Below are 17,875 nucleotides of genomic sequence, written 5' to 3'. Positions count from 1 at the left end.
TATGCGTCCCTCTATTGCGGCTGGCAACGCGGCCCACTTGGATTTGTTGCTGTGGTGTGGTGCTGACCCTAATGAGCGCCTCAAACACGAGACGCCGTTGATTGTCGCAGTACAACTAGGCCGGGCCGACTTGGTGGAAGCCCTTCTGCGGCATGGTGCCGACCCAAACGGACGCAGCAGCGCCTTTATGAATTCGACGCCCGTCTTATTCTACGCCGCCCGGCTGCCCATAAATCAGCAACATGTGCTGGGACTGTTGTTGCAGTTTGGGGCGGATTCAACTCTAACCAACGGCAGCGGGCAACGGGTCCGGTTGCCTACTCAACGGCATCCCCTACACGACCTATAACCCCTAGCCCCGATGAGAAAGTTCTCGGTCAGGCAAACGATGGATTACTGCTGATGATGAGCCAACTCTTCTACTAGTAGGCCATAGTCTTCCAAATCCCCAGCGGTGTAGCCAGTGTCAATAAGAGCCTGGTTCGCGAAGCGTAACAAGGCAACCCACTGCGCCATAAACGTGGCTTGGTCTGTTTCCACTACCGGGGAGGCATTCAACGCATCTACCGGGGCGTACCCACTCTCCCAGGAAGCGGTAACCCGTACGCAGCCAGCTACTACTGCCACCTGCCAGTTTACCCGAAACGTATTGGAGGGCCAGCAAATGGTAAAGCTTCCCATCAAGCTGGTCCGTAGTTGCTGGACGAGGAAGATGATGTCATGAATAATGATGCCGAGGTCGTACTTGTAGGAGAGTGGCACCGATACGCCGTTCCAGTGTAGAAGAGCGCCATCATCCATCTGGGGGAAACACGATTCTAAGGCCTCCCCAGGCTCGTGTCATTGAGGTCTTTTTCTCCCAATTTGGTAGGTGGGAACAGCTGCAGGTCAACCATGTACTAAGAGAGAAACGCAGGATAGCACCACTCAACGAAAGAAAAGTTTGTGTTCACGCAAACTGTCGTTTACGTGAATGGTCAATAGCCAGGTGTTCAATGCAAAATCTTAGGGCACGCTGCTGGGTGCGCACTTTGTCCATCCTCTATCGAAGGCCGGGCCCTTCGCATCTGCGAAGCCCGCGGGCTGGACGCGCACAAACGAGTGAACAGGCGCAAGCGACAGCTGCTGGTCGACACGCAAGGCCACGTGCGGGCATGCCGCGGCCCCGCTTTCAATATCCGCCATGCCTAGGTCACATCAGTTAATTCCCCAACAGGCTTTTATTCTGCAGTGTAGCATTGCCCGAACAAGAATAATAGTGCATCAAACTCCATTCAATTGTGCTGTTGCAGTGGGCCCGTATTGAGCTTTGCTGAAGTCAAACTGGTTACTACCAGGTAATTCTACCTGGTTTGTAAATAGCGTATTTCTACCTGCTATAGGCTGGATTTTAACTGTCTTTTTTGCACAGGTAATTGTGTCGCCTGGCTTATTCAATTCTCTTATCAAAAACCCTACTCGATCTGCAGGCATGTATACTACAATCCCTTCACGATCAAGTAGTATGATGCTCTTATTAGGATCATATGCTATTGGCTTTTGCTCATGGTCTGCTAGTGTAGCAACTGTACTATATGCGAATTAATTACTCCAAACAAGAAACGTTTCCCGGCTGCTAGCTGACACTAGCACCATATACTTTGGTATGCACTGCATTTCCCGAATCCTTCCTGATATAAAAAGCGGCTGCCGAAAAGCTTAAATAGAGTAGGCGTTTTCTTAAATACAAAGCAAACACCCAAATGAGTACGCAACACCAAGACACAGAAGCCACCGGCACCATTCAAGACCGTCCGATAGCCTCGGCTTCATTCACAGACTCGCCTGTTGATTTTTCGCGGCTGCAGAAAGAAGGCGGGCCGGTGACTTACTCCAAGCAGATCGGTTACGGTAACGCCTTTCTCAGTGCCAACATCCTTGTGTTTGGCGACACCTACAACATGGTGAAAGTAACATTCACGAATTCGGCCGGTACATTCCCGAACCCCATTTACCTCAATCCCAACAACCTGATCCAAACTGACATCACTGTTGAATCCGGGTTGATGACCCTGTCGATTAAAGTAATTCAGTTGTATACCCCCACCCCGACGACAACGGCAGCGTTTATCTGAACGCTACCTGGACGGACCTCAACGGCAAAGGCAACTATTCCTACGTCAACCCGATTGCGAACTGGAGTAACCCGCCGGCTGACAGCGACGAAAAATAAAAGCCAGCAACGCGCTGCCATTTCCGGTAGATGGCCGCACGTCGGGCCGCTGTGACCTGGCGTGCGGTCTTTGGGGCGGGGAAGGCCCATGCACCCGATGCGAATGGTGCCGAATGCGCCGTTACCATGCCGCCTTGTACCTGCCTCAATCCGTCCCGGCGCACCGGGAGCTTTTGAAAGGGTTCCTACCACTTAGCAGCAGTACTATCGTGCGTTTTAAGCCTCTTTTTTCAAGGGAGGTGGCCTCGTCGGATAGCCTTTGTCTTCGACACTCCTGGCACAAAACAGTCGGGCAGATACCGCCCATCACAGTAGGTAGGGTTTGCGGCCCATCCAGGGCACCAGTTAGAGGTTGTTATGAACTAGTGAGGAGAAAGTGGCTTTAGCCAATACCAGTTTGGCAAAGGCAAGAACGTGAAACTGCTATATGGATGGCTTTACCCATTCATGGTTTCTGACCAGCTCGAGGAAGTGGGCAACCTTATCGAAACGGCGCTTGGAAGCTCCGCGACGGGGTAACAGCCCGAAGCCGGTCCAGCCCGCGGGTTTGGTCATTACCTGAAAACACTATTGTGCACGACCGCAGCGTATTCGGATTTTTCGCCCGTGTACCCCAGGTTGGTATAGCCCGGAACTTGCTGTACCTGCTCGTACCACGCCCCGCTCGCCCGCGGTCGGGCTCGTTGGTAGGCGTGTTCTGCACCGTGTGCGCGACTACAATGATGGCCGTCGGCTCGGTATCGCGTCCGGTCAGCAAGGGCTCGAAACAGCCGTTACCTAAGACAGCGCGCCCACGAGAGCTAGACCACGGCCCGGCGGTAAGTGGCCCCTGCCGCAGCCGATTTTAACCAGGTAGCGCACGGGGTTGCAAATGGTCCGCAAGGAATGCGCGCTACGGCAAGCCTTCTTGCACCAAGGCAAAAAATAGCGCCTTAAACGGCCATTACACCTCTACCACGGCGCTCGGGCAAGCATTTTTCGTTGCCATCCACCAAGCAGGCTCCTACGTTTCTTCCCATGACCGTCCCTACTTTTTCCAACACGTCCTCGGCCAACAAGCGTTTGTACACCGCCGATAAACCGGCGGACGGGACCGGCTGGTGTGCCTGCCTGCTCAACGCTCCGGCGGCTACTGCCACCATCACCTTGGAACAAAGCTGGGACGTCAAGAACAAGGCTGTTTACCTTTTTGCGCCTTCCGCGCCGGACGACGCAGCCAAATTCATCCAAAATCTCGACACCCTGCTGCAGTCGCTTAGCAGCTTCAGCAACGCCTTTCTCTGGATTGCCAATAGCAACGCGGTTACCAAGACCTCTACGTCTTATACCCTGGTGCAGCAGAGCCCTAACCTGCAGCGCTACACCAGCAACAACACGAACCTTCTTTTCGGAAAGTACATCAACCTAGCAGTGCCCTCCGGTTGCTTCATTCAACTGAGTGGAAAGAAGCTGTTTTTTGAACTGCGCAGCCAGCCCGGCAGCACCATCCGGTTTTCCAGCCAAGTGGCTGTTAGCAAGTCGCAAATCGCCGACGACCGGATTTATATCTCCGTCACTGGTGCGAGCAGCGGCTGTATTCGGTTCGGCCTCCGCTTCAACGGCGCCAGCGACTGGAAATCCTTTGATGCGGACCCTCGCCTTTTTTACGGAACGCCTGCCGCGGCCAACGCCCTTAAATTTCCCTTGCTGGATGCAGGTTTTACGTCGTTGCTGGCGTTCCAGGCCAGCCTCGATCCTAACAACCAGCTCAACAACAACGGTGTGCCGCGCACGTTCCTGGCATTCGACACGGCCGGACCGGTGCTGACCACGTACCTGCGCTCCAGCTTCGGCAATGCCCTTTCCCTGGCGCCGTACGTGAATTTTTTGCCGGATGAGAATCCCCTCCCGTATGCGGTGCCCGGTTCCGGAGCGGCCATGCTGGTATTCAGCCCTGCTGACAAAGGCAATACCGGCCCCAACTACCTGCTCCCCAAGGGTGGCTTCCACCTGATTGCGGGCACTGCCCTTGCACAGCCAACGGTGCTTAACCTCTTATGTGGCCTCTCCGGGTTGGAGACTCTGTCCTTCATTCCCGAACGACAACTTACCCCGGCGACCTGCTGCTATTCACGGACAAACAGCCCGCGTACGTGCAAGGGTACCCGGTAGTGCCCAGCGAGAGCAGCACCCAGCCCGCGCTTACCGGCAGCTACCTTGGCGGCTGGGTATCCATTGCCGCCGCAGCCGGCCGACCCACACTCCCCCATACCGACACCACCATTCGGTACGTGTCGCAGCCCACCGGCGCTTCGCTCTACGGCGTAACACCCCTGACTACGCAGACCGCCACGAACTTCCTGGGATTTTACGAACCGACCACCGCCCCTTGCAGGGTGCAGGTAACAACCTGTTTTTCCCCATCGGCATCTACGGCGCTTTCACCAGCGCCACGACCCAGTCAGTTGACCTCGTCCAATTCGAGAAGGCGGTCCTGAGCCCGATCCGCAAAGCGGTAATCGAAAAGCAAGCTTTGCCGCATCTGATCATGGCCCGGCAGCGGCGCAAGGCAGCGCACCAGGGCGGACTGGCCGCAGCCAGTGCTGGCGACACGCTGTCCACCTCGCCGCAGGGGCTGATGGTGACAATCGACGCGGCGCAGGCCTGGACCAGTCTCATTCTAGCCAAGAACGCGGGGCAGGGGACGGCCGACGGGCAAACGATGGCGTTCTACAACCTGAACGCGAAGCTGCAGAGCGCGTTCCAGACCAATCAACAGTTTCTGGTCATCGGGCTGGACAAGATTCTCGGGGATTTTCAAAGCGAGATTACGCTGGAGGGCTGGCCCTTCAGAATCAACGTCCCCAAGAGCACCACGAACGGTCAGTTCAACAACGTGCTCATTTTTAAATTCTGCGCCGGCTCCCTTGCCGAACGTGTAGCAAACCCCGCGCAGTGGACCAACGCGACCGACGTAAATGATACCGCTCAGAGCAGCCTGGCCGAGTTGGCCTCGTGGCTCGATGCCTACGTCAAGGACGGCATCAAGAAGGGGCATGAGGCCGGCGACCCGGATTTTATGCACTTCGCCGACATCGTCACCAATTCGGACTGGAACGGCATCCTAGCCCTCAAGACGGACATTGGCATTAAAAACTTCCCGAGCGAGCTGCAGGGCCTGCTGGCCGGTATCGACCTGTCGCAATTCAACGCGCACCACTTTGGCATCAATGCCAACCACATTCTGACCCGAAAAGACCCTGCCACGGGCCAGGTCTCCATCTCCATGGAGGACAAAAGCTCGATGTTCGGCCTCATCTACTATGTGGACCCGGCTTTCGCCCCCTATGCGGGCAACATACCGGCGTACAAGCAGACGCTCGATTTTGACCCGCGCAGCGCCTTCAATTTCAAGACCCTGATGTTGAAGGTGCTCTTTGAAAACTCAAAGATCAAAAGCTTCAAAAGCTTTGTCCAGCTCAGCATTTACCAGTTGTTTGGCAGTGAAGTCACGGAAACGGCCGGCCGCGACAACATCCTTATTCTTTCGGGCAGCTACGAGGACCACAACGGTCTGCCCTCGTACAGCTTTACCGGTTCCGGCCGCGACATGATTCCGCTGGCTAATCCGGCGTTCAAGACGGTAGAAGTTGTGCGCTCCAGTTTCAGCACCTTGCTGCCGTCGGCGACACAGCAAGCCGACCGGATGGTCTACGCGCAATTCGCGCTGTGGGGCTACCTCAACTTTGCGGCCCTGCAGAACATGGACCTGCTCTCGTTCGGATCGGACGGGGAGCCGGTTTCAACCCAGGGGCTGGCTTATTCCCAGCTGCTGGTCCGCATGTCGTTTAGCCTGGACACCCCCGCCGTCAAGACCTTCGCCTTTGACGCCGGCGGCATCACGTTCGACGTATCGGCCAGCCGGACGCGCCGCGCGAGCCTGTTCAACCATTTCCCGGTAAAGCTCACCGGGCTGGTCAGCGGCAACGCGGACCAGCTGCCGGCGAAGCTGGACTTTATCAAGGTGCAGACGCCGACGCTGACCAACGCCGGGGACCCGACTGGTGACTGGTACGGCCTTGTGTATGACCTCAACCTGGGCACACCCGGGGCACTAGCTTCCAGCGCCGGATTCAAGTCGAGCCTGCTGCTGGCCTGGTCGGTCAGCGACGGGGCGATTTACACCGGGCTGAAGCTGCCGGGCATGAGTTCACAAAGCAAGCTGCTGTCGCTGCAAGGCGTGCTGGGCCTGGACATCGCGTCGGTGAAGTTGCTCCTGGCCAGTCCGGAGCCGGGCGAAACCGCAACGGCATACCTGCTGATGCTGAACAAAGTCGCGCTGAAGTTTCTCAGCAAGAAATTTCCTGCTGGCGGCACCATTGATTTCTACCTCTTCGGCGACCCCAACAACCAAGCGCAGCTCGGCAGTATGGGCTGGTACGCGGCCTACCAAAAAGCGGCAAAGAAAGCGGCCAGAATAGCTAAGGCTAAAAAGAAATAGCATCATGAAAATACATGGACACTTCTTAACAAACCCGGTCTTGCTGTTCCGTAGGCACGTCGGGGTGTGGTTGCTGTTGGCCCTGACTGCCCTCGGGGGTGCCGAAATGCACAAGCCCCCAGCAACGACTCCTTGCCGCAGGCAGCCTCTCCCGTCCAGGTACTAACTGGGAGCCCGGCGGTCCGGCTGGAAATCCACCATATCAATATTAACAACGGCGATGCAAGCGTTATCCGAGTTCTGTACAAAGACGGTTCCGAAGCGAAGGTGCTCATCGACGGCGGCCAAACCAACTATTCGGAATTATTGCTGCCGTACATGAAAGCCCGGTTTAGCAACACACAGTTCGATTATACCATTCTCACCCACTATCACAACGACCATTACAAAGGCCTGCTGGGTCTAGGTACCGGCGACATCCGGTCGAGCCAATACACCGACCTGGGCGGCTATAGCATGCGGCCTTACGTGAGCGCACCAAACTTGGCTAACGTCCAGCCCCGCGACACGACCAATCCCTGGGCCACCGAAGGTATTTTCGACGGAACGATGGACGATTATGTGACGGCTATCGGAAAGGCTGCCGACATGTTTGGACTGAAACGCTTTCAGCCCATCAACAAACCGACAGACAAGGTTAGCGAGATGGTTGGGGTCATGATGCCGCTGGGCTCCTTCGAAGAAGGCACGAAGAAGGTTCCTATCAACTTTCGGTGTGTGGCCGCCTGGGGCTTTACGCAGGACAACGGCAAGGTGACCGACAACTGGAACCGCGGCGCCAGCAAGAACGACCCGTCGCTCGGCTTTGTCTTGGAATGCGGCGAATTCCGGTACTTCTTCGGCGGCGACATGGGCGGCTCTACCGCCGGCAGCTACATCGACCAGGAAACCACCCTGGCGGCCGGCTTTCAATACCTCTACAAGGGCGCCAAATCCTATTTCAAACCAGCCGCGGCATACGACGGCCACATGTGCGGTTTTAAAGCCAACCACCACGGCAGCGACCACAGCAACAACTCCACGTTCCTCAGCACCATGCGTCCGGCCGTGTGCGTCACGTCAGCAGGCGACAATTCCGGCTGGCACCTGCCTTCTGTTGGCTTTATCAACCGGCTGAATGCAACGCAACCCATTACACTTCCCGCTGACCTGACGGCCCCAAACCAATCGGCCCAGGGTTTCTTTTTTACCAACCTATATGATTTTGCTCAAGGAGAATCCTTGACGCGTGCGACAACGCTTTTTGGCACCCGGAACCGGACCGCTTTTAGCTACGGAAGCTTGGGTACGTCCCAAGAGAAAGCGGGCTACATCGTGACTGCTTATCTCGGCGAAGGTGTCGTGCCCTACTCCACCGCGAGTGCATTCACGGTGCAGGCTGTGGAAAACAACTATACCATTTCTACGGTCTCGAGCACTTTTTTCTGCCACAAGAAGTAACATTCCCTCCGGCCTCTGCCATTCCTAATCCTGCTCCATGAACCTTCAACAACTTGCTACAGACCTCCGGGGAGCCGTTAAAGGGGGAAGCTGACGCTGGACAATACCATCATCAAGCAAGACAGCTTTGCCTTTGTACTTAGCTATTTTGATGGGCAGAAGATTGCGCTGTCGGGCCTGACCGATCCGTCGACCCAAATCACCGTCAGCGGCAGCACGCTGACCGTCACCGGCACGCAGACGCTCTACAGCCTGCCGCAACCGGTGCGAATTGCCCTGCTGCAGACCGATGCGGACACGCTGCAAAGCAATTACAGCGCAGCGTTTACCAACCTAGGCTTTGCGACGCTGGCTAGTTGGAACATCATCCCGGCCGGCTTTTTCGATCCATCCATCCTTCCGAAGCTGCCGTTTCAGGCGGTGACCATGTCCATTGCGTCGGAACTGGGATACCAGCAATGGGCGGCGGCCTCCTCGGCCAACGAGTGGACGCTGGTGCCTGCGATTTCGCTTAGAGTTACAAACATTGGCTTCGGCCTTCAGCGCACGTTGAATCCGCTGTCAGGGGGATACGACACCTCGTTCTGGCTGACGGGCACTTTCCTGCTGGGTAAACAAACCAACCTGACGGTATCGGTGGCTGTGCCCGTAAGCGCCAGCGCGCCCGCCGGGCAATGGCGCCTGAACCTGTCGTCGACCGCCACGCTGGCCGACGGCATCGCCGACTTATCGCAGCTCGTGTTCGGCAACAATCTGTTTGCCACGCTTCCGCCTGGCTTCCAGCAGGCAACGAGCTTCCGCCTCGACCAGTTGCTGCTCACCTTCTCGCTCGAGGGCGGCGGCACGGTCAGCTACGCCAAGATCATGATCGGCCGGCCTGCCGACCAGCCCTGGACGATTGTCGACGGCTTTACCGTCACGGGCGCCGGCGCCAACTTCACGCTAAATAAAGCCACAAGCCGGTATACGGTCGCGACCTACCTGTTTGCTAAGTTCGCCATCGGCGGCGGAAGCGGCACGCCGGCCAAAGCGTACCTCAATGTGTCGCTCGACGTTCCTGCGGGCAGCAGCGACTGGGTGGCGCACCTGGACGGGTCACTGCAAAACACTAATGGCATCGGAGACTTGTTTAGCTCCCTGCCCGCGTCCAACGGGTACGCGCTTCCCGCCTTTCCGGTCGGCCTGCAGTTGCAGGAAATCAATCTTGAGCAACTCAATATTGCATTCAATCCGGCATCCAAGACGCTTTCCTCCATTCAGTTCAGCGTTACCAGCGTCCTGGAATTCGACATTTTCGGCATCCTCTCCGTTCGGGACCCCTACGTAGCGCTCGACATTCGGAACCCAACCCTTAGCCAGCAGCGCACCCTTACTGGAACCATCGGCGGCACCCTTGAAATCGGCGGTGTATCGGTGAAGGTGGTGGCCGACAAGCCCGTTGCGGATGCGGGCTGGACATTCTCTGCCGGCATGCAGCCGGGCGCCGTTATTCCGCTCCTCGACCTGGTCAAAAAGTTTCTCAAGCCCCTGGGCATCGAAACCCTGCCGGACTGGGTCAATAAGGCCTCGCTGAATATCTCCGGCGTGGCCGTTTCCATGTACGTGCCCACGGCTGCAGCCACGGACCAGAGCAAGAAGTATCACGTCGAAGGCACCGTTAAATGGAAAATCGACGTCAACTCCTTTGCCCTGCCGAAGGCGCTGGACGCCACTGTCAGCTTGGATTACATCAACGGGAATGCCTCGGGCTCCATCACGGTCGTGGCAACGCTCCTACTGCTGCCGTTTAAGCTGGGCTACAAGTTCGGAACCCCCGCCACGGAAGTCTACCTCGAGTGGCTGGGCATCCAAGCCGATTACAAGCACAACAGCACCACGATGGTGGACGTGATTACCATCACTTTTGCCAACATGTCGGTGGGTGAAATCATTACCCACCTCATCCAGTCCTTCGACCCGGGTTTTGCCCTCTCGCCGCCGTGGGACGTGCTCAATTCCATCAACCTGAGCGGTCTTTCGCTCAAGTACACCAACGATAAAAACACGCCGGACAACTCGAAGATTGAGATTGTATATGCCAAGGCTATCAACCTGGGGTTCCTGCAGATCGACCAGATTACGATTACCAAGGACAAAACCGGGGTGTTTCTGGGTTTCAAAGGCAAATTTCTGGGCGTTGAGATTTCTTCCACTGCGCCAGACCCTGCGGCCCAGAAACTGGCCGGAAAGGGTTCCGATGTGCGCGACCTCGACAGCATTCCGGTGCCGGGCATGGGCACGCAGTTCTTCGATCTGGACTACCTGGGCATGGGCCAGCGGGTGGCCCTCTACCCGTTCCAGGACCTCAAAACCGTGGATCAGGCCATCAGCAACCTAAAAGACGTTTTTCTCCCTCCTGCTCCCCCGGCGCCCGGCAAGCCGCCCATCCTGCCCATCAAGCCCACGCCGAAGGTGCCGGCCCCGTCTGCCACGCTCGTTTTCAGCGAAGAAAGCAGCTGGCTGATTGCCACCAAGTTCACCATCATCGAGGCCATCACGCTGGGCGTGGTGTTCAACGACCCCAACCTGTACGGCCTGCTGGTGAAGCTGGACGGTGAGAAGATGCAGGCACTGAGCGGGCTGAGCTTCCAGATTCTCTATAAAAAGGTGACCGACTCGGTCGGCGTCTACCAGATCGAGCTGAAACTACCCGACTCCATCCGCGAGCTGCAGTTTGGTGCGGTATCGGTGACGCTGCCGGTTATCGGGATTGATGTCTACACCAACGGCAGCTTCCGGCTGGATTTCGGCTTCCCGGCCAACATGGACTTCTCCAGGTCACTGACGGTACAGGCCTTTCCATTTACCGGCTCGGGTGGCTTTTACATCGCCTACCTCCACGACGTGCCGTCGGACAAGGTGCCGAAAACGACGCGCGGCATTTTCAACCCAATCGTAGAGCTCGGCCTGGGCTTGCAGCTCGGTATCGGCAAGTCGATTAACAAAGGCATTCTCAAGGCCGGCTTTAGCGTCACGGTAATCGGCATCTTTGAAGGCGTAATAGCGTTCTTCAAGTCGAACAGCGGTACGCCGTCCGGCTCAGGCGACACTTACTACAAAGTGTCGGCGACGGTAGGCCTCGTGGGCAAGCTTTACGGCGAGGTGAATTTTGCCATCATCTCGGCGTCAGTGGATATCACGGTGTATGCTTACGTCCAGATGGTAGTGGAAGCGTACCGCAAGATTCCGATTTACCTCGAGGCCGGCGTTTCCGTGTCGCTGCGGGTATCCGTCAATCTGGGGCTGTTCAAGATCCACATCAACCTGCGCTTTTCCACCACCATCAGCGCGTCGTTTACCATCGGGTCGGACAGCCAGGCCCCCTGGGACCTGCCCGCCACCAACCAGCGCCGCCTGCTGCGAGAGGCGGCCGCACCGGCCCTGGTTCTTACGTGGGATCCGCTCGTGCTCACTGCACAGGAGCAGGCCAGTGAACGGCTGTCCCTGTATTTCTTCCCGCAGCTGACCGCCTCCAGCGACAGCACCTCGAAGGCCGTACAGTTTTGCAACCTGCTATACATCGACGCGCCGGAGAACGGTAGTACCACCGATGCTTCGCTGAACCGGCTCGTGAAGGGCGTGCTATACTGGTGTATCAACGCCGCGATTAACAGCGGCAAAAGCGGCATCACGCTCGAGGCCCTGAAAAGCGACACCGTGAGCTACGACGTGCTGAAGCAACTGCACGCTTACCTATCGGATACTTCGACCAACCCGAGCCCCATCCCCTACGCCAACATCGAGGCCTTCCTCAAAGCGTATTTCACCATCTCCATTGCCGATACCAACGAGGCGGCCGAGCGCCATGTGGGCACGGGCGAGCCGCTGAACGCGAGCATCTTCCCCATTTTCCCCATGTTGCAGGTGAGCTGGGCATTGAATGGCACCAGCCACGATCTGAGCACCTCCACGGTAGACAGCACGTACATGAGCGCCGTGCAGGAGGCCCTGCGCAAGCTCCGGGTAGACTATCAGAACCCGGCGGAAATGGCGCAGGACAAGCTGCAGGAAACCGGCCACGGCCTGCGTAGCGCCGCGCCGAAGCTAGCCAGCGGCCAGGCCTTATCGACTTTTATCTTCCAGGATTATATTCTTATGCTTGCCCGCTCGGCGGTGCAGGATGCGGTCAACGAGCTGGAGAAGTTTGCGGCTCCTTTCGGCAGCAACGACAGCCTGTACACCATCGCCGCAGCGTACAACGAGCTTACCTACACCCACGGCGAGAGCATCGACACCAACGACGTAACGGTAGCGGGCTTGGCCGCGGCGAACAGCAGCCTGCTATTCCGGCAGGGGTTGTTGCTCGAAATTCCATCCGTCAGCCATCAGGTGCGCGCTGGCGATACGCTGCAACGCGTCGCCGATCAGTACCACGTATCCGTACCTGCACTTGCCACGGGCGGCAATACTGCCATCCAGGGGCTGGTGACGGCAGGTACTCTGGTTCAGGTGGCCGGCTTCGACGATTACCGCATCGGAGTAGGCCAGACGCTCGACCAGGTGGCCGCTGGCATGACGTCCGCCTCCGGCGGGACCCACCCGACGACTGATCAGGTCTTGCAGGCCGTGAAAGACCAACCCCTGCTGAGCCTGGCCAAGCTGGTCCTCCCCACCCTGACCCATAGCACCGGTGCAGCTGACTCCTTCGAGAGCGTGGCGCTGCTCTACGGCGTCTCCATTGCTACCCTGGCCGACAATGACCACAATGCGAAGCAGCAAGGGCTGTTTAGCGCCGGCGTGACGAGCATTACCATTCCGTCACTTCAGGTCCTGAACGTCAAAACGGTGGTGGACACCTTCGATACCAGCGACAACATCGCCCGGATTTCCGGGATGGCCGCCCGGTACTTCCTGCATGGCATGCGCCTGCCTGTGCCGGGGCAGCTTTCCAGCACCGCGCCACTGTACGGTCTTTCGGGCCAGCAATTTCCGCTTCCCGTCCTGAAGGCGGGCGACGCCCTATCCATTCGGCTGGGAAAGACCGGCGATACGACCGAGCCCTGCTTCATCCAACTGAACGGTTCCTGTGCTACGACAAGCCTCGATATTCCGATTACGGAGGCTGACATTAGCCGCATTCAATCCCTGGCGGCCGTGCCGTTCGACCCAGGCGCTACGCCCTTGCCCCTGCCGCTGGGTAAAACGACCGGCCAAACTTTTACCTTGAAGCCCGGCATCAACTGGCAATATCCCGGCACCTTGGCGCTGCCCGTCGGCACACCACCCGCTCAGCTTACCATGCGGCCTTCGATTTGGCCATTCTCAGAGGCCCTGATGAACAAGCTCGAAGCCTTGCAGGCTACCGATCTGGGGCTAAGCGTGCTGAAGCTGGTGCGCCAAAGCGAGCAGGGCGGTTTTGACAAGCAGCCGGTCTACAATGGTTTTGCCACGCTGTTAGACTTTTCTATCCAGCAGGTGCAGGGCCTGGCCGGTGCGGAGGCTTCGGCCAACGTGTACGAGATAATCGGGGCGGGCGATACCGGCATCGTGCTGCTCGAAAGGTTGATTCGTCACATCAACAAAAACAACGGCGACGACAGCTTCATCGACCAGATCCGAGTACTGTACCCGGCCGACCCTACCGGTGATGCCCCGGTGGGCCTGCAGTCCGCCGTCGACGGCGGCGTTACCATTGCTCTTGTGCAGGCCAACCTTTCGACCGAGACGAACCCTTCCGGCCCGATGCTCTTCCGGCAACAGGAAGCCGCCCCGCGCAACACGCTGAACGAGTTCAAGCAGTTCGTCAGCTTCCTCTGGCAATGCAGCATTGTGCGCACCGGCGGCTATTTCCTGTATTACAAAACTGCCGACGGCGCCGGTCTGCCCCCTTCCCTCTTCAGCCAGGGCAAGACCGCTAAAGTCCAGCTGCTCGTCACTTACAAGGAGGATTTATCGGCGGCCTTCGTCAACAGCGTGGCTATCGGTGAGCCAATCGACTCGGCCACTACGACGGTGTACGTGGAAGCAACGCACCTCAACACGCTCGTTGCAGTAGCCGGACCAGGCAATGCCGGTTTTGAGCTGGAGCGCACCAAGCCGGACGAGTACGTTCCCATCAACCCGTACCCCATACCCGCCGACGACGCCAGCAAGCACCAGGACCTCAACTACCTTAATTATCAATTCAACCTCATCGGGTACGCACTGCTTGAGACCGATGTCTTCGAAGGCGCGTATTCGCTGCTTCCAGTGGGTCCGACGCACGATCCGGCCGCAGACGGGGCCTCCCCCGCCTTTCCGCCTTGCCAGACCGCAGCCTCGCCGATAAGAACTGGAAATACAACGCCCTGATCCCGCTGGCGAAGAATGTAAAGAGCAACAAGCGCATTCAACCGGCCAAGACGAGCTACCCGGCGGCCGCAAACGACCCGTATGCGGGCCTCGGCAGCCCCGCGCGCGTGCGCTTGAGTTGGCAGGACATGTTCGGGAACACCTTTAAGACACCCCTGTCCGACGGCAACCACGACCTCTCGCTTTCCTGCCTGTACACCGACCCGCTTTTTGCCCTTGCGCAGTGGCCCAGCGTCAGCAGCTATTATTATTTCGCTACGAAGTCGGGCACGCCCCAACTGCACGTGGATTTCCTGGCATCTGCCGCACGCTACACCGTCTCGGCAAAGCTGCCGAAGGAAGAAGCAATCCGCAATGCCCGCATCGACCAGGTAACGATCCAGAAGATCTACTACCAGCTCATCCAGGAAGGCATTACCATCCAGGTGCAAAGCAGCATCAACGTTGAAGCCGGGCAGCCTGCCTTCAACCTCGAACCCAAGATCCTGTCCGGGTTTGCCGGTGAGATGTACGCGTACCTGAACGCCGTCATTGCCGACCCGCTCACGGCCACGCTCCCCGCGCCCCTGAAGCTTGCCTACGACATCGACCTGAAGAACAGCAGATTCATCTTTGAGCTGACGGTGGTCCTTACCCTGCAGCGACCCACCCGGCACGTCGATCCTGCTTTTGCCGGCGTAGCGGAGGTAAGTACGGTCGCCAACATCCTGAGTCCGGTGCTGAAAGCCCCGCCGAAGGCGAGCCCCAACGCCCCGTCCGACGACATGCTTTCGCTGTCGGTCTTTGCGCAGGATTTTGAAGCGGCCTTTAAGGACCGGCCGGCCCCAGGCAATTTTCTGAAGGTGGCTACGGGGCTGGACCGCAACAACATCGGCAACACGAACGACAAGAAGCTGTGGGTCGTGCATTTTGATGCCAATGCTCAGAACGGCATCTGGTATACCATCGATAACACGCAGCAGTACTTCTTCGCGCCCAAGCCGCTGGCTAACAGCCTGGAAACCTTTGACAAGGTGCCGGTTTACAGCTACAAAACTGGCGAGACCTATCCATCCGGCAGCCCGGCACTGACAACCTTCTCAGACATCGACCTCGATAACTGGGGCCGGCTCTGTCTCGAGGCCATAGATCTGCTGCTGACGGCTACTTACGCCACACCGGCCTTCCTCGTGGACAATGGCGCGACGCTGCAAAAAATCCTGGATGCCAAAGAGCAGATTGCCGAAGGCATCGCGGCGTCGGTGGCACCGATCCTGCAGGCCGAAACGCCAGACTTGTCGGGACTGGCCACCGCGCAGGAAAAGCTGAAGCAGCAGGTGTTGATTCAGCTTTCCAACGCTTATAAAATCAGCACCGTGGTGCAGAACGCGGTGCAGGTGACGAAGGGTTTTACCGGCCAGAACGTACCAGTGAAAAATCCGCCGTTTGTGCCGCAGCTCTACGGCAACATGGTGAGCGTGCTCCAGGAAGCGGTCCGCTCCCGCCACGTGGGGGGCGAAGGCACCGACCAGCCGTCCGACGACTACACGCTCTCTACTGCTAAAGTGCCGCTGGGCACGGGCTTGTCCTGGCTCACTTACCTTTTTGAAGCGAAAGAAGCCGATAAGCACAGCAGCTTTAACTTCGCCAACATGGCCTTCCGGGTGTCGTACATCGAGCACCAGATCGACACCGTGGAGAACATGGGCGACTACCGCGCCTCATCCTGGCTCACACTGCTGCTGCCCCTGGACCTGACGATGTCGGACATCGGACCAGTTGACATTCCTGTCGCACTCCGTTCCTACCCGACGCCACCATCCCTGGTGAGCCAGGAAATTGACTACCCAGCGGCCAGCAGCACAGCCCCGACGATGACCATCCCGGAGGCCTTGCAGTGGGGCTATGCGTTCAGCTATCAACCGCCGCTTGCCGGGCAAGACCAGATCCACGCGACCCTGCAGTTCAATTACAGCAACCAGCCCGACCCGGCGAAGACGTTGTTCTATCAGGGGGGTAGCTACGATGCCACGCTGCTGCCTGCCACGCTGGGGCAGTTTGTCACGGTGTACCCGGTTATTCAGAAGGACTTCCAGGAGGTATTGCTGCGCAATCCCGCTGACCCAGCCGCTGCTACAGCTCTGAAGGCCTTTAGTACACTGGTCACCAACATCGGCACGGCCTGGAAGCAGTGGGAAAAAGTGAAAATGCAGGCCCAGGCGTTGCGCAAGTCCAACCCGCTGCCGACTTATATCTACGACTATGACGTCATCGAAGCACCGGAAGCCGGCGGCACCGCGGACCCAAAGCTGACCATTACCGTGAAGCCCCGCGGTGGCGCGCCGGATTTAACGGTTTCGCTGCTGGATTACCTGCCCGGTCCCAACAACACGTTCTACAAAAAGGTAGGCACTAAAGAAGAGTATCTGCTCTACAACGAGCGTAAATCGGTTCCACTGCGCACCCTGTCCCTGGACAAGCGTAATATCCTTGACATGCAGAATGCCTGGTCGGGCGTGCTGCTGACGCGGAACGAAGACCTGGTAAAGAACAAAGCAGGAGCGTACCGGACTACCCAGCACGAATTTATCTACAAGACCCCGCTGGTGAAGTTCTACAACGAACTGGTGCCGCTGCTTGTGTGCGGCAAGCCGATCGAAGTCGCGCAGATTGAAACGCCGGGCAAACCCAAGGTGCTCAACTTGGCCAAGCATCTGCAAAACCTGTTCAAGACGCTGTTGGCCCCTTCCAACCCGGAACAGACCATCCTCGAACAGACTATCAAAGTGGAGTGCCGGTACACGTACAACCTGGTAGGCACTGATCCATTCAACCAGATTACGCTTCCCGTACTAATGGCCACGCCGCTGATCTTCACCCTTAGTAAAGACTGGGAAATCGGCCAACCGGGTACCTACTGTGCAGACACCGACAGCTTTGTCTGCAACCTGACGCAGGTGATTTTAAACTGGTTTGCAACCAACAACCCGGTTGTCAATAACGGGTATTTCCAATTCATCGTCGAGGTATACAGCCAGAGCAACAACAAGTTACCCATCCTGAATCTATCGAACGTTCTGCTGGAAGTGCCCTACATCAAGGAGCTTGCGAAACCTGCCAGCAGGCCAGCCGGCAGGCGAAAACCGCCATCCCGCTAAGCACAGACCTGTGTCCGTCAGCTTCATTTCCGTTTCAACAAGGCATCCTAAGGATGCCTTGTTGAGTTTTAGCACTCTTAGCCCGCTTCCCTGTGCTGCGCACGAACGGCGTAACGGGCAGCTGCTCGGTGGCTAGGCCAATGGTCGTCAACTCGTCGGCTAACGCATCTTTAGCCGCGCCGAAAACGCGTTTACGGAGTCATGGAATTAGATTATCGGCATGCGGAGGTAAAAAAGGCCGCAGCGGGTGGCCTTGGCGGTGGCTGACTCTGGCCG

The 17,875-nt window shown here is 57.7% G+C and carries 8 protein-coding genes; 7 read left to right on the top strand and 1 reads right to left on the bottom strand.

Annotation, left to right across the window (positions count from 1 at the left end; translation table 11 throughout):
• Window position 1: 1 nt before the first annotated feature.
• On the top strand, window positions 2–349 hold the full coding sequence (locus MUN79_RS15625) for an ankyrin repeat domain-containing protein (protein WP_244673612.1): 348 nt from the start codon (window positions 2–4) through the stop codon (window positions 347–349).
• Between the two features lie 44 nt (window positions 350–393).
• Here MUN79_RS15625 and MUN79_RS15620 read toward each other — a convergent pair whose 3' ends face one another.
• Window positions 394–801: a hypothetical protein gene (locus MUN79_RS15620; RefSeq protein WP_244673611.1), complete on the bottom strand. Its 408-nt coding sequence runs from the start codon at window positions 799–801 to the stop codon at window positions 394–396.
• Between the two features lie 941 nt (window positions 802–1,742).
• On the opposite strand from MUN79_RS15620, the gene MUN79_RS15615 reads away from it, so the two are divergent.
• The 6 genes from MUN79_RS15615 to MUN79_RS15590 all read left to right on the top strand — a co-directional run bounded on the left by MUN79_RS15615 (window position 1,743) and on the right by MUN79_RS15590 (window position 17,599).
• Window positions 1,743–2,114, top strand: a complete 372-nt coding sequence (locus MUN79_RS15615) for a hypothetical protein (protein ID WP_244673610.1) — start codon at window positions 1,743–1,745, stop codon at window positions 2,112–2,114.
• Between the two features lie 1,160 nt (window positions 2,115–3,274).
• Window positions 3,275–4,363: a hypothetical protein gene (locus MUN79_RS15610; RefSeq protein ID WP_244673609.1), complete on the top strand. Its 1,089-nt coding sequence runs from the start codon at window positions 3,275–3,277 to the stop codon at window positions 4,361–4,363.
• 217 nt (window positions 4,364–4,580) lie between these two features.
• Window positions 4,581–6,692 carry a hypothetical protein gene (locus MUN79_RS15605; protein WP_244673608.1) on the top strand — a complete coding sequence of 704 codons (2,112 nt, stop codon included), beginning with the start codon at window positions 4,581–4,583 and terminating at the stop codon, window positions 6,690–6,692.
• Between the two features lie 132 nt (window positions 6,693–6,824).
• Entirely contained in the window at window positions 6,825–8,132 is a 1,308-nt protein-coding gene (locus MUN79_RS15600; RefSeq protein ID WP_244673607.1) for an MBL fold metallo-hydrolase, read from the top strand.
• 264 nt (window positions 8,133–8,396) lie between these two features.
• On the top strand, window positions 8,397–14,462 hold the full coding sequence (locus MUN79_RS15595) for a LysM peptidoglycan-binding domain-containing protein (RefSeq protein WP_244673606.1): 6,066 nt from the start codon (window positions 8,397–8,399) through the stop codon (window positions 14,460–14,462).
• On the top strand, window positions 14,414–17,599 hold the full coding sequence (locus tag MUN79_RS15590) for a hypothetical protein (protein ID WP_244673605.1): 3,186 nt from the start codon (window positions 14,414–14,416) through the stop codon (window positions 17,597–17,599). The genes MUN79_RS15595 and MUN79_RS15590 overlap by 49 nt, the downstream gene beginning before the upstream one ends.
• Window positions 17,600–17,875 lie beyond the last annotated feature (276 nt).

Source organism: Hymenobacter cellulosilyticus (assembly GCF_022919215.1).
GTDB lineage: Bacteria > Bacteroidota > Bacteroidia > Cytophagales > Hymenobacteraceae > Hymenobacter > Hymenobacter cellulosilyticus.
Note: the sequence above shows the minus strand (reverse complement) of the source record. Positions and strands in the feature narration are given on the sequence as shown.

Coding starts and splice junctions, on each gene's coding strand:
- MUN79_RS15625 (WP_244673612.1), top strand. CDS start 2: ATGCGTCCCTCTATTGCGGCTGGCAACGCGGCCCACTTGGATTTGTTG.
- MUN79_RS15620 (WP_244673611.1), bottom strand. CDS start 801: ATGGATGATGGCGCTCTTCTACACTGGAACGGCGTATCGGTGCCACTC.
- MUN79_RS15615 (WP_244673610.1), top strand. CDS start 1,743: ATGAGTACGCAACACCAAGACACAGAAGCCACCGGCACCATTCAAGAC.